The sequence below is a fragment of the Pseudomonas reactans genome, from assembly GCF_013385825.1.
Taxonomy (GTDB): Bacteria; Pseudomonadota; Gammaproteobacteria; order Pseudomonadales; family Pseudomonadaceae; genus Aquipseudomonas; species Aquipseudomonas reactans.
In genome coordinates this window covers 90376-108806 of record NZ_JACAPG010000027.1, presented here as the reverse complement: position 1 = coordinate 108806, position 18431 = coordinate 90376, and the positions used below count along the sequence as shown (strand labels likewise).

14 protein-coding genes are annotated in these 18431 nt (G+C 59.9%); 9 read left to right on the top strand and 5 right to left on the bottom strand.

All coding sequences use genetic code 11. From position 1 onward, the window contains the following. Positions 1 to 55: 55 nt before the first annotated feature. Positions 56 to 1474 carry an amino acid permease gene (locus tag HX868_RS30000; protein WP_177005343.1) on the top strand — a complete coding sequence of 473 codons (1419 nt, stop codon included), beginning with the start codon at positions 56 to 58 and terminating at the stop codon, positions 1472 to 1474. A 38-nt stretch (positions 1475 to 1512) separates the two neighbouring features. Here the strand turns inward: HX868_RS30000 and HX868_RS29995 are convergent, their stop codons facing one another. The 4 genes from HX868_RS29995 to HX868_RS29980 all read right to left on the bottom strand — a co-directional run bounded on the left by HX868_RS29995 (position 1513) and on the right by HX868_RS29980 (position 5547). Continuing rightward, a complete protein-coding gene (locus HX868_RS29995) occupies positions 1513 to 2643 on the bottom strand; it encodes an OpgC family protein (protein ID WP_095014873.1) in 1131 nt (376 codons plus the stop codon). Positions 2644 to 2775: 132 nt separating this feature from the next. Next, positions 2776 to 3072, bottom strand: coding sequence for a cupin domain-containing protein (locus HX868_RS29990; protein WP_177005342.1), 297 nt, complete (start codon positions 3070 to 3072; stop codon positions 2776 to 2778). Between the two features lie 65 nt (positions 3073 to 3137). Next, the gene (locus tag HX868_RS29985) at positions 3138 to 4757 is read right to left on the bottom strand and encodes an FMN-binding glutamate synthase family protein (RefSeq protein ID WP_033896380.1); all 1620 of its coding nucleotides are present in this window, start codon (positions 4755 to 4757) and stop codon (positions 3138 to 3140) included. Between the two features lie 28 nt (positions 4758 to 4785). Further along, on the bottom strand, positions 4786 to 5547 hold the full coding sequence (locus HX868_RS29980; protein ID WP_177005341.1) for a helix-turn-helix transcriptional regulator: 762 nt from the start codon (positions 5545 to 5547) through the stop codon (positions 4786 to 4788). 93 nt (positions 5548 to 5640) lie between these two features. Here HX868_RS29980 and HX868_RS29975 point away from each other — a divergent pair, with 93 nt between their 5' ends. The 6 genes from HX868_RS29975 (at position 5641) to HX868_RS29950 (ending at position 10907) form a co-directional block, all read left to right on the top strand. Beyond that, complete coding sequence (locus HX868_RS29975; RefSeq protein WP_177005340.1) at positions 5641 to 6462, top strand: carbon-nitrogen hydrolase family protein; 822 nt, start codon at positions 5641 to 5643, stop codon at positions 6460 to 6462. 247 nt (positions 6463 to 6709) lie between these two features. Then, positions 6710 to 8035 (top strand): APC family permease, encoded by a 1326-nt coding sequence (locus HX868_RS29970; protein ID WP_177005339.1) that lies wholly within the window; start codon positions 6710 to 6712, stop codon positions 8033 to 8035. Positions 8036 to 8135: 100 nt separating this feature from the next. After that, entirely contained in the window at positions 8136 to 8408 is a 273-nt protein-coding gene (locus HX868_RS29965; protein WP_016970719.1) for a type B 50S ribosomal protein L31, read from the top strand. Positions 8409 to 8592: 184 nt separating this feature from the next. Continuing rightward, the gene (gene nosR / locus HX868_RS29960; protein ID WP_177005338.1) at positions 8593 to 9939 is read left to right on the top strand and encodes a response regulator c-di-GMP phosphodiesterase, NosR family; all 1347 of its coding nucleotides are present in this window, start codon (positions 8593 to 8595) and stop codon (positions 9937 to 9939) included. Between the two features lie 48 nt (positions 9940 to 9987). Continuing rightward, complete coding sequence (locus HX868_RS29955) at positions 9988 to 10395, top strand: NUDIX hydrolase (RefSeq protein WP_095014884.1); 408 nt, start codon at positions 9988 to 9990, stop codon at positions 10393 to 10395. Further along, the gene (locus HX868_RS29950) at positions 10392 to 10907 is read left to right on the top strand and encodes a GNAT family N-acetyltransferase (RefSeq protein ID WP_177005337.1); all 516 of its coding nucleotides are present in this window, start codon (positions 10392 to 10394) and stop codon (positions 10905 to 10907) included. Before HX868_RS29955 ends, HX868_RS29950 begins: the two co-directional genes overlap by 4 nt. A gap of 96 nt (positions 10908 to 11003) precedes the next feature. On the opposite strand, the gene metR is transcribed toward HX868_RS29950, so the two are convergent. Next, positions 11004 to 11921: a transcriptional regulator MetR gene (gene metR, locus HX868_RS29945; protein ID WP_068936992.1), complete on the bottom strand. Its 918-nt coding sequence runs from the start codon at positions 11919 to 11921 to the stop codon at positions 11004 to 11006. A 397-nt stretch (positions 11922 to 12318) separates the two neighbouring features. Here metR and HX868_RS29940 point away from each other — a divergent pair, with 397 nt between their 5' ends. Together HX868_RS29940 and HX868_RS29935 are read left to right on the top strand one after the other, a co-directional pair. Further along, positions 12319 to 17145 (top strand): dermonecrotic toxin domain-containing protein, encoded by a 4827-nt coding sequence (locus tag HX868_RS29940; protein WP_343048395.1) that lies wholly within the window; start codon positions 12319 to 12321, stop codon positions 17143 to 17145. 255 nt (positions 17146 to 17400) lie between these two features. After that, positions 17401 to 18420, top strand: a complete 1020-nt coding sequence (locus HX868_RS29935) for an alpha/beta fold hydrolase (RefSeq protein ID WP_061435465.1) — start codon at positions 17401 to 17403, stop codon at positions 18418 to 18420. Positions 18421 to 18431: the final 11 nt, after the last annotated feature.

Here is an 18431-nt window from a genome sequence, read left to right as displayed (position 1 = left end):
CATGACCTCCGGCACCCAGTGGCTCAATCCAATAACAAGACGAGGTTGTACCCCTATGCCAGTTGGCAACCACCTGCCCCATGGCGAGACCGCTCAAGGCGGCCCGCTGAAACGTGAACTGGGTGAACGGCATATTCGCCTGATGGCCCTCGGCGCCTGCATCGGTGTCGGCCTGTTCCTTGGCTCGGCCAAGGCCATTGAAATGGCCGGCCCGGCGATCATGCTGTCCTACATCATTGGCGGCCTGGCGATCCTGGTGATCATGCGCGCCCTCGGCGAAATGGCGGTACACAACCCCGTCGCCGGTTCGTTCAGCCGTTACGCCCAGGATTACCTCGGCCCGTTGGCGGGCTTTCTCACCGGTTGGAACTACTGGTTCCTGTGGCTGGTGACCTGCGTCGCGGAAATCACCGCCGTGGCCGTGTACATGGGCGTGTGGTTTCCCGACACGCCGCGCTGGATCTGGGCCCTGGCGGCCTTGATCAGCATGGGCAGCATCAACCTGATAGCGGTCAAGGCCTTCGGTGAGTTCGAGTTCTGGTTTGCGCTGATCAAGATCGTCACCATCATTGCGATGGTGATCGGCGGCGTCGGCATTATTGCGTTCGGCTTTGGGAATGATGGCGTGGCGCTGGGTATCTCCAACCTGTGGGCTCACGGCGGCTTTATGCCCAACGGCGTACAAGGCGTGTTGATGTCCCTGCAAATGGTGATGTTCGCCTACCTGGGCGTGGAGATGATCGGCCTCACGGCCGGTGAAGCGAAGAACCCGCAGAAGACCATTCCGAGCGCCATCGGCTCGGTGTTCTGGCGCATCCTGCTGTTCTACGTGGGCGCGTTGTTCGTGATCCTGTCGATCTACCCATGGAATGAAATCGGCACCCAGGGCAGCCCGTTCGTGATGACCTTCGAGCGCCTGGGCATCAAGACCGCCGCCGGTATCATCAACTTTGTGGTGATCACGGCGGCGCTGTCGTCCTGCAACGGCGGCATCTTCAGCACCGGGCGCATGCTCTACAGCCTGGCGCAGAACGGTCAGGCACCGGCCACGTTCGCCAAGACCTCCAGCAACGGCGTGCCGCGCAAGGCTCTGCTGCTGTCGATCTTCGCGTTGCTGCTGGGTGTGTTGCTCAACTACTTGGTCCCGGAGAAAGTCTTCGTCTGGGTGACGTCGATCGCCACCTTCGGCGCAATCTGGACTTGGCTGATGATCCTGCTGGCCCAGCTCAAGTTCCGTAAGGGCCTGAGCCCGGCAGAACGGGCAGGGCTCAAGTACCGCATGTGGTTGTTCCCGGTCAGCTCCTACCTGGCGCTGGCATTCCTGGTGCTGGTAGTTGGCCTGATGGCGTACTTCCCGGATACCCGAGTGGCGCTGTATGTGGGGCCGGCATTCCTGGTGCTGCTGACGGTGTTGTTCTACGTGTTCAAGCTGCAACCCACCCACCTGGCCTCGCCTTCGGCGCGTTCGGCCTGATACTGGGAATGGCCCGTTGCGCGCAACGGGCCATACGCCTACTGCGGCTGTGCCGCCAATTTGAGCGACTGATCCAGTCGTTTGTTGAATTCCAGCCACACAGCCAGCATCACCATCAATGCCGCGCCAGCAACTGCCGTCAGTATTTGCATGGCGAATGCATCGCCTGCCAAGGCATTGATCATGTCCGCGAGTGGCGCGAGCACCACGCCAAGGCAAAACACTTCCAGCGAGTAACGGCCCATGCGACAGGTGTGCTGCGCCAACCCGTTTTCGGTCCACGCACGGCTCGGCAGCAACTTCGCCGTCACATAGGCCAACGCGAGAAAGTGCAGCAGGCGCACGGGTGACAGGTCAGTCTTGCTGATGGGGTAGAGCAAGTCGCTGAGCTGCGCGGGCATCCAAGCGTCATGCACCTCGGGCCAGCGCCACGATAGCGTCAGGATCCCCGCGACCATCACGTACAGGGCCGCCGCCACGAACAGGGGGCGGTGCAGGAGCGGGCGGGTGTCCACAGGACGTGTCTTCCCCGCATGGATAGCCGCCGCGCCGCCCAGCACAAACAAAAATTGCCAGGTGACCGGGTTGAAGTACCACACGCCATCGGCAATGGCCCTTAAGTTCCAGCCCATCCAGGGGGCCAACAGGTAAATCGTTGCTGACCCGACCACTACCATCCAGGTCTTGCGCAGCATCAGTGGCAACACCAGCGGCAAACCGCCCAACAGCACAATGTACAGCGGCAACGGGTCCATCAGGTTGGGCTTGAAGCGCAGCAGCAACTCATCTGTCAGGGCCTGTTGCGGATGGGTAACGAAGTGCGTCAGTCCCATCTCCTCGACAAGGTCGCGGGTTTCGACATGGCTGTTGGCGAAGAACACGATGCCCATCAGCATCGCCAGCAAGAAGATATGCACCACGTACAACACCCAGGTACGACGCAGGATTTTCAGTGAGGCAATCCAGTAGCCGTCGCGCTGCAGGATCTTGCCGTAGGCCAGTACGGCGGCGTAACCGGCGAGGAACACAAACACCTCCGCCGCATCGCTGAATCCGATGTTGCGCAGGGTGATCTGGCCGAGGGGGTTGTGGGGGACGTGATCCCAGAAAATGAAGATCAACGCCAGGCCCCGAAAAAAATCGATGCGTGGGTCGCGTCCGTTCAGCATGGCAGCGGGCTCTTGTACGAAAGGTTTAGTAATGACAGGCGAACGCGGGTGTTGTCGTACGCCGCACGTCGGGCGGGCGCAGGTTGGCGGTATTTGTAATCAATTGCAAAGCTTGGGTATTACTGAATGTCTCTAGACATCCAGGATAACCAAAGTGCCATGGCTGCCTGCAAGCACGGCATGGGCAGTGCCGGCTTCTACCAGATACATCTGGCCGGTGCCGACCTTGATCTGTTCGCCGTCCAGTGACAAGTACAGACACCCGCTGATCACCAGCAACCCTTCGTTGTAATCATGGGTTTCCTCCACATACGCCTGCTCATCCATGCGCAGCACCTTGATCCGCGCCGGGCCAACCTGGCCCAGGCGCGTTGATTTCCAAGTGTCGGGCAGTTGTTCGGCGATGGCGGCGAAGTCCAGTAACGGCATGTGAATCTCCTTGTTTCAACGATGCCGTCGGTGGTCCGGTTCAGCAGGTAGGGTTTGTTTATTTCTCAGGCGGCAGCCACTTCATGGGGTTCAAAACTATCCGCCCGTGCCATCTGCCACATACGCGAATAGAACTCGCCATTCACCTCGCCGGTGAGCAATTCGCCGGGTTTGAGGAACACATGCAACTGCGAAAACAGTTTGATCTCCGTCGCCGACATACGCCGCACCAAATGCTTGGCCGATAGCTGCGATGGGTGATCCAGGCCGGCAGCGGCGAGCATCTCGGCCAAGGCCTTGAGGGTGTTGCGGTGGAAGTTGAACACGCGCTGGGCTTTGTCCGGCACTACTAGCGCACGTTGGCGCAGTGGATCCTGGGTGGCCACGCCAGTCGGGCATTTGTTGGTATGGCAACTCTGGGACTGAATGCACCCGATGGCAAACATAAAGCCCCGCGCCGAGTTGGCCCAGTCGGCGCCGATGGCCAGCACGCTGGCGATATCGAATGCGCTGACGATCTTGCCGCTGGCGCCGAGCTTGATCTTGTCGCGCAGGTTCAGGCCCACCAGGGTGTTGTGCACAAACAGCAGGCCTTCGCGCAGTGGCACGCCGATATGGTCGGTAAACTCCACAGGGGCTGCGCCGGTGCCGCCTTCCTTGCCGTCCACCACGATAAAGTCCGGGAGGATGCCGGTTTCGAGCATGGCCTTGGCGATGCCCATGAATTCCCAAGGGTGACCCAAGCAAAACTTGAAACCCACCGGTTTGCCGCCGGACAGCTCACGCAGTTGGGCAATGAACTGCATCAATTCGATCGGTGTGGAAAACGCACTGTGGCGCGACGGCGAGATGCAGTCCTCACCCATCAGGATGCCGCGGGTGTCGGCGATTTCCTGGGTGACTTTGTGTTTTGGCAGGATCCCGCCATGGCCGGGTTTGGCACCCTGGCTCATCTTGATTTCGATCATGCGCACTTGCGGGTTCTGCGCCTGCACGGCGAAACGTTCCGGGTCGAAGCGGCCGTCGCTGGTGCGACAACCGAAGTAGCCGCTGCCCAGTTCCCAGGTCAGGTCGCCGCCGTTTTCGCGGTGATAGGGGCTGATGCTGCCTTCTCCGGTGTCGTGGGCGAAGTTGCCCAGTTTGGCGCCTTGGTTCAACGCGCGAATCGCGTTGGCGCTCAATGAGCCAAAGCTCATCGCCGAAATATTGAACACCGATGCCGAGTACGGCTGCGTGCATTGCGGGCCGCCGACCATCACACGAAATGCGCTTGGGTCGCTGAGCGGCGCCGGACGCATGGAGTGGCCGATGAATTCGAAGCCCGACTGGTACACGTCGATCAGGGTGCCGAAGGGTTTGTCGGCAGTCTCATTCTTGGCGCGCGAATACACCAGTGAACGCTGGGCCCGGGAGAAGGGCAGGGCATCGCTGTCGGACTCCAGCAGGTACTGGCGGATTTCCGGGCGGATGGCTTCCACCAGGTAACGGATATTGCCCAGGATCGGGTAGTTGCGGCGCACGGCGTGCGGGCTTTGCAGCAGGTCGAAAATACCGATCAGACTCAATACGCCCGTGACCAGGGTGATCGGCCACAGCCATTCGTGTTCGATGAAGGGGAGGCTGGCGAGGGTGAAAATGACGCACACGGCAAAGAAGGCGTAACGGCTTAATAACGACAGGCTCATACGGTTTTCCTTGGTTCGGACTCATCGGCTAGGCGTTTTGCGCCTGTAGAAAGATCGAGAACAGCTCTGACTGGGATTTGATCCCTAGCTTGCTGTAGATGTGTTTCTTATGGACTTTCACGGTTTCAACAGAGATTTCCAGCTTACGAGCGATTTCCTTGCTGGAGCAACCGCTGAGCATCAAGCGGCCCACATCCAGTTCGCGGGCAGTGAGTTGCGCGCCCCAGTCATCATTCTGGATCGGTTGCGGGGTGCTGACCTGGCTCAGTTCATGGGGCAGGCGTTGGCGCAGCAGGCTCAATACCCAGGGTTGGATCAGCGACAGCAGAGCGATCTGCTGCGGGTCAAAGCGTTGCTTCGAGCCCAGCGACAGGCACAGGGTACGCCCATCTGGCAGGTGGCAATTGAACTGAATTTCATCGGCGACCACGTTCAGGCGGAAGTAGCGCTGGTAGTACTCGGTGAGTTCGAAGTGCTCCGGCGCGACTTCGGCCAGGCGCAAAAGCCCGGTGCGCGCGTGTTCGCGGCTAGCGATGTAGAAGGGGTCTAGCAGGTACAGGCCGTTGAGGTAGTCCTGGAACAGGTGGTCCGGCGTGCCGTCGGCCCCTGGGCATTCGGCGAACACCAGCGGGCGGTGTTCGCTGCTGAACAACAGTGCCACCCAACTGTCGGACGGCACGTACTGGTCCAGCAATCGGACAAGCTGGGTCCAGAAGTTAGGCTGGTCCAGCGCGTCTATCATTTGCCCCACCGCACGGTGCCAGGCGATGTCTTGCAGCGACATGGTCATCGATCTACCCCTATCGGGTTACCCCCGCCGCGTGATTCCCTGGTGGGTTGTGGCTGCGCATACTGCGGCACAGCTAAAGAACAAGGAATACCCATGAAGGTCGAATTTGCCCAGTTGGCCGGTCGTGATAACGATACAGCTTACAACCTTGAGCGCGCCTTGGCGGCAATTGCTGCCTGCGCCGACGATACGCAACTGATCGTATTCCCGGAAACCCATCTGACGGGTTTCCCGACATCCGAGACCGTCGCGGCCATCGCCGAACCGCTGGATGGCCCCACCGTGCAGGCGATTATCCTGGCCGCCCGCGCTCGCAACGTCGCCGTGGTCATCGGCATCGCCGAAAATGATGGCGGCCAGTTCTATAACGCCACCTTGTTGATCACCCCCGAAGGCATCGCCCTGAAGTACCGCAAGACCCACCTGTGGCCGTTGGAGCGCGGTGTGTTCAATCCTGGCGACCGTTACCCCACTTGTGTGTGGAACGGTCTGCGGGTCGGCCTGTTGATCTGCTACGACATCGAGTTCCCTGAAACTGCCCGCGCCCTGGCGCAATTGGGCGCCGAATTGCTGATTGTCACCAACGGCAACATGGACCCCTACGGTCCAACCCACCGCACCGCGATCATGGCCCGAGCCCAGGAAAACCAGGCGTTCGCGCTGATGGTCAACCGGGTGGAAGCGGGCGATGGCGACCTGGTGTTCGCCGGCGGCAGTGCGTTGGTGGACCCGTTTGGCACGCTGCTGTTTGAAGCGGGGCGTGAGGAGGGGCAATTCGCGGTTGAGCTGGATCTCGACCGACTGGCAGCGGCGCGCAAGGACTACCGCTACCTGGATGACCAGCGCATGAAATTGCCGGGTGAGGTGATTGAGCACAGCGATGGGACGCGCGAGCTGTTGATTCCACAACACTGATCTCCCTTTGTGCATCGGACCATTGTGGCGAGCGGGCTTGTCCCGCGTTGGGCTGCGCAGCAGCCCCAATTACATTCACCGCATTTTTCCGAGCAGAGCTAAGGGGCAGGTTTTGGGGGCCGCTTCGCAGCCCAACGCGGGACAAGCCCGCTCGCCACACGAAACATGCTTGATCATAAGAAAAATGAAATTCGCGACACCGACTTCAGTTCTGCCATAAATCTAATAATTGCGCGGAGAATCACCCATGGCTCGTTTGCAACGCACCCTGTCGTTAGGGTCGGTGGTGCTGTTTGGCATCGCCTATATGACACCGATCATTGTGCTCGGCACCTTCGGCATCCTGGCGCAATCCACTGCGGGCATGGTCCCCGCCGCTTACCTGGCCGCCCTGGTGGCGATGTTTTTCACCGCCATGAGCTACGGGCGAATGGCCTCGGCGTTTCCGGTGGCCGGTTCCGCCTACAGCTACGTGCGCAAGGCCATCAGCCCCAAGCTGGGCTTTATCGCCGGTTGGGCGGTGTTGCTCGACTACCTGTTCTTGCCCATGGCCATCTGGCTGATCGGTGCGGCGTACCTCAATTCGGCGTTCCCGGCGGTGCCGCAGTGGATCTGGGTGCTGGCCTTTATCGGCATCACCAGCGCCATCAACATCGTCGGCCTCAAGCTGGCCAACGGCATCAATGCGTTGCTGATGCTGGTGCAATTTCTGGTGTTGATTGCGTTTGTGGCGCTGTGCATTCACTACATCGGTGGTGACGCAAGCAAGCCGCTGTGGACCATCGCCCCCTTCTTCAACGGCCAGATGCACATGCCGTTGATCATGAGCGGCGCGGCTATCGCCTGCTATTCGTTCCTGGGCTTTGATGCGGTGAGTACGCTGACCGAAGAAACCCGCGACCCACGCCGCACCATCCCACGGGCGATCATGTTGATTACCTTGATTGGCGGCCTGATCTTCGTGGCGGTGTCCTACTTTGTGCAGGTGGCCCATCCGTCGTTCGAATTCGCCAATGTGGATTCGGCGGCGTATGAAATCGCGCGCAATATCGGTGGCGACCTGTTTGTGTCGATCTTCCTGATCGGCCTGATTGTCGGCCAGTTCGCTTCGGGGCTGTCGGCCCAGGCCAGTGGTTCGCGCTTGCTGTTCGCCATGGGCCGCGACGGTGTATTGCCCAAGTCGTTCTTCGGTGCCTTGCATGCGCGCTTCGGTACGCCGGTCAACAGCATCCTGTTGTGCGCGGTGGTGGCGCTGTTGGCGTTGAAGCTGGACGTGACCACTTCCACCTCGTTCATCAACTTCGGTGCATTCCTGGCGTTCAGCCTGGTCAACCTGTCGGTGATTTCCCACTACTGGATCGGCGCCAAGCAGCGCGGCCTGCGTGAGTTGATCCTGTTTCTGGTTTTCCCGTTCATCGGCCTGCTGGCGGACCTGTGGTTGATGGTCAGCCTCGATCATCTGGCTATCTACCTGGGCTTGGTGTGGTTGGCGATCGGCCTGGTTTACTTGGGCGTGCTGACTCGCGGGTTCTCACAGCAGCCACCGGAGATGGACTTCCAGGAAGCCGCATAGAAGCGACGGGCCTATTCTTATTGCAATCGGTTCTCGTTTGGGTGCATGATTTGTGTTACTGTATAACAAATTGAATGCACCCAGACGCCCCGGAGGCCTTATGAAAGCTGGTATCCATCCTGACTACCGCACCGTGCTGTTCCACGACACTGCCGCCGACGTGTTCTTCCTGATCGGCTCCACCGCCGACAGCGACCGCACCCATAAACACAGCGACGGCAACACTTACCCGTACATCCCGCTGGACGTGTCCAGCGCCTCGCACCCTATCTACACCGGCCAACAGCGAAAGACCCAGGCCGAAGGTCGGATTGCCGGGTTCAACAAGCGTTTCGCTTCGTTCGGTTCGAGCCCGAAAAAAGCTGACGCGTGAGGTTTGCAGGTTTCACCTCGAAGGCCGCTCCGGTATCTGGGGCGGCTTTTTTTATGCCGTTGATATCGTAAGGCCATCATTTTCCGAAAAGCCAACTAAGCTACTCAGTAACAGGCAAGTCAGTAATCGCCAGGAAGGCAGACCCAGACCATAAGGACCGCACACCGACGATCCGAGGTGTCCCATGGGAGAGTCAGTCACTTTCACCGATGCCGAACGTGCCGTGGTGCTGCTGATCGACGCTCACCCGGATGTACTCCATAGCCTCACCCAACTGTTGCGGCTGGAACCCTTCGACCTGCACAGCGCCACCTGCGCTGCCGATGCCCTGGCCATTCTCGCCAGCCAACCCGTCGACCTGGTGATGAGTGCCGCACGCCTGCCCGACATGGACGGCGCCTCGCTGCTGGCGCACATCCACCAACACTACCCTCACACCGTGCGCATTCTGCTGACCGGCGAAACTGATTTGACCCTGATCGTCAAAGCCATCAACGAAGGCGAGATCTACCGCTACCTGAGCAAACCCTGGAAGGATGAGGAACTGTTGCTGGCGCTGCGCCAATCCCTGGCCCATCAGCATTCCGAACGCGAACGCCTGCGCCTTGAACAACTGATCCAGCAGCAGAACGATGAACTCAAGCAGCTCAACGCCACCCTGGAAAAACGCGTGGTCTCGCGCACCAGCGAGTTGCAGCAGACCGCCGACATGCTCGACCTGGCCTACGAAGAACTCAAACACAGCTACGCCACCGGCACTGAGGTGTTCTCGCTGTTGGCCAACCTGCGCCTGCCCCGGGCCAAACAGACCAACCGGCAGATCATCGAGTTGGTACGCACCTGGTGTGTGACTCATGGCGTGGACGAGGCCAGCAACCGGGACCTGACCATGGCCGCCGCGCTCTACAACATCGGCAAGCTGAGCTGGAGCGACAGCATGATGGCCTCGCCCTCGGACCTGCTGCACAGCAGCGACCGCGAACGCTATCGCGCCTACGCCACTCAGAGCGAATCGCTGCTGATGACCCTGGAACCGATGAAAGACGCCGCACGCCTGATCCGCCATCATCAGGAACGTTGGGACGGCAGTGGTTTCCCCGATCACCTCAAAGGCGAAGCGATTCCCGCCGGTTCGCGCCTGTTGAAACTGGCTGTGGACTTTATCGAGCTGCAAAAAGGCCTGATCCTGGAGCGGCAGATGAACAGCGACGAAGCGCTGCTGTACATCCGCAAATACGCCGGTCGGCTGTATGACCCGGTGATGGTCGAAGACTTTGTGCTGGTCTGCGCGACCTACCTCAATGACGTGACCTTGGGTGATCCCAACGTCAAAGTTCTCGGTACACGCGAGCTTGCGGAGGGCATGGTGCTGGCGCGCAACCTCAATGCCGACAACGGCATGCTGTTGCTCAACGCCGGCAAGGTGTTGAACCTGCCATTGGTGGATAAATTGATTGCCTTCGAGACCATGGAAGGGGCGCGCTACAGTGTCTTCATCAAGGATAACGGCGATGGACTGCTTTGCGGCTGAGCCACTTCATGTGATCCTTGCGCCCTTTGCAGCCAAGGAAGATCGTTCATGCCCTCCACCATCCGCATCGCCGCCGCCCTCCTGATCGGCGCTGACGGCCAAACCCTGCTGGTGCGCAAACGCGGCACCCAGGCCTTCATGCAACCCGGCGGCAAAATCGACGCCGGCGAGCAGCCTGCCGAGGCCTTGGCCCGTGAGCTACACGAAGAACTGAACCTGCGTATCGAGCCAAGCGCCGCCGTCTATCTCGGCAAGTTTTCCGCGCCTGCGGTCAACGAGCCGGGTTTCACCGTGGAAGCCGAGCTATTCCAGGTGCAGATCGATGTGGCGGTCACGCCTGCCGCCGAGATTGAAGAAGTGCGCTGGATCGACCCGGCCGGAGATGGCGGCCTGCAATTGGCCCCGCTGACGCGCGATCTGATCCTACCGTTTTACCGCGCCTCGCTGACGGCATGATCATCCGCACGCTGGCGGCCAGCGACGCCGAGGCGTATCGGGCGTTGATGCTTGAGGCGTATGGCGTCTATCCCCAGGCGTTCACCTCCAGCGTGGCGGAGCGTGCGGCAATGCCGCTGAGCTGGTGGGAAAAACGCTTGAGCAGCCCGTTGGATTGCCTGCTCGGTGCGTTTGACGGGGATGAGTTGGCCGGCATTGTCGGCCTGGCCTTTGAGCCGCGAGAAAAAGCGCGGCACAAGGTGACCCTGTTCGGCATGTACGTGAATGCGGACCACCAACAAAAAGGCTTGGGCCGTCAGTTGGTGGAAGCGGCACTGGACGAAGCGCGTAAACAGCCGCGCCTCAAAGTGATCCAGCTGACGGTCACCGCCGGCAATGAAGCGGCCTTTGCCCTGTACCAGCGCTGCGGTTTCATCCAGTACGGCCTGGAGCCGCTGGCGGTGCGGGTTGGTGTGGATTATTTCGACAAGATCCACATGTGGCGGCCCTTGGCACCTGAACACACCCTGTAGGAGCGAGCTTGCTCGCGAAGCATTCAAGAACACCGAGTTGAATCAGAATGGGCGCGTTATCGTTGACGTTTTTCGCGAGCAAGCTCGCTCCTACAGCTAGCGCACTGCGCTGACCCCATCCAGGGTGGAAAACGACGTGTCCTTGGCCGTCAGCAGGAAGTCGCGCATGTACGGCGCATCCAGCATGTCCGCACGAATCCCCGCATACAGCGTGGCAAACAAACCTTTCTCACCCAGGCGCTTGGCCTTCACGTAGCCACGCGAGCTGTACTCGTGCAGTGCCCAATGGGGCATGCCGCACACGCCACGGCCGCTGGCCACCAGTTGCATCATCATCACTGACAGCTCGGACGTGCGCACCTGAGCCGGTTCCACATCGGCGGGTTCGAGGAAACGCGTGAAAATATCCAGGCGGTCGCGCTCCACCGGGTAGGTGATCAGGGTTTCGGTCAGCAAGTCTTCCGGCACGATGTACGCCTTGTTCGCCAGCGCGTGCTGGTTGGCGACCGCGAGCATGGCTTCGTAGGTGAACAGCGGCACATAGGTGATGCCCGGCAGTTCCAGCGGGTCGGAGGTCACCACCAGGTCCAGGTCGCCACGGGCCAGGGCTGGAAGCGGGGCGAAGGCGAAGCCGGAGGCCAGGTCCAGCTCGACTTCCGGCCAGGCATCGCGGAACTGGTCGATGGTCGGCATCAGCCACTGGAAGCAGCTATGGCATTCGATCGCCATGTGCAGACGCCCGGCAGTGCCGCCGGCCAACCGCGCAATGTCACGCTCGGCGCCGCGCAGCAGCGGCAGGGTGGCGTCGGCCAGTTGCAACAGGCGCAGGCCGGCACTGGTGAACCGCAGCGGCTTGGTCTTGCGCACGAACAACGGCATGCCCAGGCGCTCTTCCAGCTCTTTGAACTGATGGGACAGGGCAGACTGCGTCAAGTGCAGGCGTTCGGCGGCTTCGACCAGGCTATCGGCCTCGCGCAAGGCGTGCAGGGTTTTCAGGTGGCGGATTTCCAGCACCGTAGCCTCCATGAGGAATATTGATGATTATTTCGAGTGCGTTGAGTTTGTCTCATGTTGCTTGGGCTGTCGACCCAGGCGTTCATATCCCGCCATACATCGCGAAAAAGACGCTCATCCACGGGGCTAGCGGCGTACGCGTTGTTGGAAATAGCCAATTACGCATTTCCTGTTTCATCCTGGGGGGCGTTCGGTATTTTTCTGCGAGCCTCGTCTCGACGCGGCGTTGGGATTAGCCCGTTTTTTACGCCAAGGATGCGCCTTCATGATCTACAGAAACTCATCAAGCCTGTTCGTACCTCACCAACCTCCGGCATGGCCTGCGACCCCGCTGCACGATGTCACCTCCCTCCTGAGCGCAACGCGCGCGCCCGCCGTCGATGTGCAGGCTGGCCTTGTGTCGTCACCCCCTTCTGGGCCGACCCACCTTGCAGCCCGTGCCGTAAACAGCCAGTTCGCGACACGGCCCACCGTGCACTCGGTGGTCAGCAAAATGTTGGGTGATGCCATCAAAAGCCTGTACCCCGATCTGGAACTCAACCTGGCACAAACCTCTGTGGCGGAACCGATTTCGGATAAACCGGTGCAGTACCGGCTGACGCCGTTGCTGGATATGGCGTTAAAGCAAGTGGCGCAAGGTGGTGAACTGGACTTCACCGACAAATACGGGTTACCCCAGAAACTGATCAATCAACGCACAGGTGCAACCCTCAGGGTTCCTGCCTCTTCAGGGAACCGCAGGGATGATTTAGACATGTCGGCCATCGAGCTGGCGATTCGTAGCTTGCGACCGGCGCTGAAGAACGCTTTTGCGCAGGCGTTGACGGACTATTGGGGGCAAAGCGCCCCAGGCGCAACGGGTCCCGCTGCGGACAGTCGTTGGTTGTGGTTGAGCGGCATGCTCAGTGACAGCCTCAGGAGTGCGTCACTCAAACAACCCGGCCTCACCGATGCGCAACGCGCCACGCTTGACCAGGTCGTTTCCTATCCCGACCGCTCGGAACGCTTGAGTGCCAAGGGGGATGACGCGGCCAGGGTCTTTGTCCTGGATTCCAGCGTCCGCTACGGTGGCGACACGGCCACTCAGCTCAGCCCCGATCTGTTGATCACCCGCCAGATTGGCGGCAGCACCCAGGTGTTGCATGCACGTCCCAACGGGCAGGTCACCCCTTACGAATCGCTGGAAGCGTTTGGCAAGGCATGGGGAGAACGTCTGGAAAAGGATTTTGTGTTCGACAGTCTGACCTGGAAGCGTCATGAGCCGGACGCGAATGTCTTCGATGCACAGGCGGCCGTCATTCTGAATAATCAGCTGCAAGCGGTGGCAGCCACCGAACTCCCGCCAACCAGCAGTCCAAGCGACCTGGAGCAGCGGTTCGCGTTGATCAGCGATCCCAGCCCTTGGCTGGTCGACGCCTATGCGCCGGACTCCGGGAAGGTGGCGCGGCTGCAGGAAAAACTGCCGGCGTGGCTGCGCAATGCCAGTGAAGCCGATCGTTTTGCCTACCATCGCCATGCGCTGGAGCTGGCCAGCGATGTACAACGTAATCAGGGCCGTAACTTTCTTGCGGATATTCCCGATATTCGCGCCTATACCCAGCAACAACTCCAGGCCCGACTGCAGAACACCGGGTTTCTCGCGCAGCACCTGGAAGTCACCTTCAAGGTGCCCGTAGGCACTTTGGGCGGTGGCTACATTGAGCGAGTGACCATGAGCTTCACGGACATGGCCTTGCGCAATCTGGCCGGGCTGCCCAAGGGCGAAATGGAAGTGCGCCACCTCGGTCAACTGATCACCGATCCGACAACGCCCCAGCGCCTCAAAGACATCATCACCCAAGTTGATATCGGCAAGCACTATCCTGAACTGCTGCAACAACGGTTGCTCGGCGACAGCGCGGAATCACGCCAGCGCAGTGCCTTGTTTGCCGAGCAAGTGCCCCTGCAACTGACGATGCAGGCCCTGGAACTCAAGCTCAAGGGCGAAGCGGGGATCACCGCGCGCGGCTACTCATATGTCGAGGCCGTGTTCACGCCGGGTGGGGGAGCCAAGCAAGTCGATGAACAAGACATCGTTGTTCGCCCACTGGCTTTTTTACGCAAGCCCGGCGCGACACCGGATGTCGTCGAGAACATGTTTGTGATTGAGCCTGCGGACTCCGCTACTGGCCCGCATGTTCTCTACCGGCCGATGTTATCGCCCGCGTTGCAGGAATTTGCGACGCGCCAGGCGTTGCTGGAGGCGATACAACAACCCGGCCCCTTGCAGCAAAGTGTTCTAGCCTGGTTGCCCGACGACAGAACCCGCGCGGTGTACGGTAACGGTGGATTCAAGACCCCGAACATTGCCCGCTACGGTATGTTCAACGAGTTCGACGCGCCTCCCACTCCGGCACCGACCGCACTGGCCGTGGATGGCTATGGTGCGGCCAGCACCTTGCGCCAGGATCTGGAGCAAGGTCGCCTGATGCAGCACTTATTCCAGAGCAACACCCACAGCCTGATCCACCTGGCCCAGGGGCAATCCGTATCGGATGCACAAAGCCGCTGGGCTTCCTATAAGGAGCTGGGTGGGTTGCTGTTCAATACACTGCTACCAGTGATGCGCGGGCCGGGGGCGATGGCCGGGTGGCTGCTACAGTTGGCGAGTAGCGAGGACGACATCAGGAAGCTGTCTGACCCCACTAACCGGGGAGACTCGGCGGCGGTAGTGGTGGACTTGTTGCTCAACATGGGCATGTTGTTGACCCATTCTGTACCGGTTGACGTGACTGGGTCCCCCGTGACGCTCGACAAGCTCAAGGAGGTTCCTTTGGCGGGTGGCCCTGGACGCCGTGCGCCGAGCCAGGAGCCGATCACCCATCGCGCGACCATCAGCCAAAGCCCTGTGGAGCCGACTGTTGGCGTTATTGGCGATAACAAGACCGAGCTGGATTTTGCGTTTTCAACGCCCCGTCGATTGACCGAGCGCCAGCGAGCACATCTAGATTCGTTTGTAGTTCCCGCTCCCGAAGACGTCGGTGTAGCGATTGCCGATGGGCCAAAAAAGGGCTTGTACCTGAGCCAGGATCGCCTGTATGCCAAGATCGACCATCGCTGGTTCAGGGCGGCCAACGACGTTGACGGTGTATTCATCATCGATGAGCACAACAAGGCGCGTACCGGCCCGCCGGTGAGAAGCGATGGGCAGGGTCAATGGCATTTCGATAACAGCCCTCGGTTGCGAGGAGGTATGCCGAAAAAAGGCGGAGTTGCCGAAACGGTCAAACAGAACCTGCAAGCCAGGCAAGAGCGAAAGGCTCGCTTCGATCAATGCCTGCAGGACGCGGCGCCGCTGAACGGAGCGCGGGAGACGGCGCGCGATGAGCTGGTGGCGACCATCAGCGACTACCACAGCGCCCGTAAAAAGCTGCGTACGCTTTGGGGCCTGTCCACTACGGGAGAACAGCAACAGCGCTTTATCGATCCCTACATGAAGCAGTTGGAAGCCACGAAAAACCTCAGGGAAAAAGTCGATCGTGAGTTCGAAGAACTCAAGCAACGAACTCAACGCAATAGTGCGGCCCTCCAAGATGCCATTGACATCCTCCAGCCCAAAAAAATGGGTGCACTGGACGACCTTTCCGAATACAAGCAAAAACGCTCCACACTCTATGGCGAAATACTTTACAACTACCGCCAAATCGAAACGTTCTACACAAGCCTGGTTGAGGACAGTAACCAATTCGTCTCGAGTGGAAGGCCCATGGCAGAAGTGGTCCGTGAGGCGAGGACAGGTTCGGTCAGTGCCTACGCCGAGGTGATCGACAATTTCGCGAAAGTCTATCAGGACCTGGAAAACGTGAAAGAAGCCGCCCTTGTCTCTGCTACCACCCTTGAGCAATGGACGAACGACTCTTCGTTTGGCAAGACCAAGGCTGCGCTCTTTCTCAAACTTCAAGACAAGCAACCACCCGCCAATACCGCCCTGCGCATGAAACTGTCCACGCTGTCGAACCTGAAAGAATTGAGCCAGGACCGTAATGTCAGAACGGTTGACCCGGCTGAGCTGTTTCACCTGAGGCGATTCAAGGAAACCAATCTGATCCCGATCTACCGGGCCCATATGGACCAACGGCAGTACACCGGCTACACCTTGAGTGAGCGTAAGGCGACGCTGGAAACCGTTATCAGCAAGTACCAGCAGGTACTCAGCGATAGCCTGTCGCTGCAGGAAGCCAATCCCGGCTTGATGCGGGCTCAATACCAACAACTTTTTGTCGAGCGCCTCAATGAAGCTATCGGTGATGCCCAAGCGGATCTGGCCGAAGTGATTCGAGAGGAACAATCGCTGGTGCCTGCGGCGGTTGCACGCATCGACCAACAACAAAAGCCTGCGGGCCAGCGAACGTTCAGGACCCGTGACAAGGAAACCCTGATTGGCACCACTCGCCCTCAAGAGTCAGGCTCAAAAACCACCATCATTGATGTGATTGATCTACAAACCGGCAAGCCTGTCGCCAGTTACAGCGAACACTCCAGTGACGGCGAGTGGGTAAAGATCGTGCCCGCTGAACCCCCAAGGCCTGCACCGTCGCCCAAGTCCCTTGCGACGCTCAAAACCGAAGCCCAGAAACTGCTCGAAGACAGTGCCGGGATTGAACGCTCGATAGCCTTTCAGAAAAAGAAACTCAACGATCCGCAGCGCAGGGAAGGCATCAACCCGCTGGACTGGAACGACATGCTGGAAGCTCAAGCCGACCGGCTGCAAGCCACGGCCTTGCAAGCCGAAAACAGCCACAGCGCAAGGCCCGAAACCGAACAGCTGGTCAAGCAATGGCGTGCGCAGGCCGACGATCTGCTGAAGAAAGCTCGCCAGCATTGCGCCGACGGCTACAAGGTGCTCCCGCCCAAACCGGAAAATATCGATTACCTGTGGAAGCATGGCTTCGTCGATATCAACCTGGAACGGCGGGATACAGCGACCAAAAGTGGCGATGTCTTCACCGAGTACGCGGTACGTGACAAAGGCAAAGGCGATGTCCTTTGGTACGCCCACTTTCATTACCCGGTAAAAGGCTCACCCCGCAACCTCTATACCGCCGCGCACTTGAAAATACCTTCCCAGCGCGCCAAGACTCAAAAAGACCTGATTGCCGAGGCGGGTAACAACCGTGTCGTTGAACAGATCGTCAGGGCCCGTATCGGCCCGCCTCTGGATGAAAAGCTGTTCCTGAAACTGTGATTCCTACGCCTTGATGAAAAGCCGCAGGGCGCTGCGGCTTTTCATGCTCTACGGCTATTGGGCCACCACAAGGGGCGGATATGAGCCAATGCCACGGACTGCCTGCCAATGTCGGAGACGATGCCGAGGGATAGATAGTTAGAGAGCTGACCGTTGAGCGGCATTCATCAAACTGTCACGCAACTATGGCAGCGCGCTTGAACAAATTTCATCAGACTCGCGCTCTACTGGGGTTCTGCGTTTCGGTGTTTTTTCATGCGCGTGTTGCTTTTACTGGCCGCTCTATTGTTCGGCCTGCCGTCTTTTGCGGCTTCTCGATGTGACGTCAATGTCCCGACCCAAACGGTCGACCTGGCTCAGGTGAGCATCGCCTACCAGAGCATCGGTCGTGCGTCTGATCCTGCGTTGCTGCTGGTGATGGGCCTGGGCGGGCAGTTGATCCATTGGCCGGATGAAGTAGTGGTTGCCCTGTGCCAACAGGGTTTCCGGGTGATCCGTTACGACAATCGTGATGTCGGCCTGTCCACTTGGCGCCAGGCGCCGGCTAATGCCAACCTGACTTTTGAAGTGCTGCGCTACAAGCTTGGGCTGCCGGTGGCGGCGCCCTACACGCTGACTGACATGGCTGACGACGCCATCGGCTTGATGGACGCCCTGCAGATCCAGCAATTCCACGTGCTGGGTGCGAGCATGGGCGGCATGATCGCCCAGCACCTGGCGGCCATGGCGCCGCAGCGGGTCGAGAGCCTTACGCTGATCATGACCAGCTCCGGCGCCGAAGGCTTGCCTGCGCCGAATGCGGCGTTGGTGCAACTGTTGTCGCGGCGCAGCGCACCGAACCGTGAAGTGGCGCTGGAGCAGCAGGCCGATCTGCTGGCGGCCCTGGGCAGCCCGAACGTGACGGATGATCGCCAGGCACTGTTGCACCAGGCGGCGCTGTCCTACGACCGCGCCTTCAACCCGGACGGCGTGAAGCGGCAGATCATGGCGATCCTTGCCGAGCCGAGCCGCGTACCGTTGCTCAACCAACTGCGCGTACCGACCCTGGTGGTGCACGGCACCGCCGACCCGCTGTTGCCGGTGATGCACGGCGTGCACCTGGCGGCGCATATCCAGGGCAGCCAGTTGAAACTGATCCCTGGCATGGCCCATCGTTTCCAGGAAGCGTTCAAGGCGCCGCTGTTGACGGCGGTGCTGCCGTACCTGCAAGCCCATCGTGAAGACGCGGCGCACTGGGCGCAGATTGACCTGGGCGAGCCTTCGAAGGTGTTGTGACATTGGTGTAT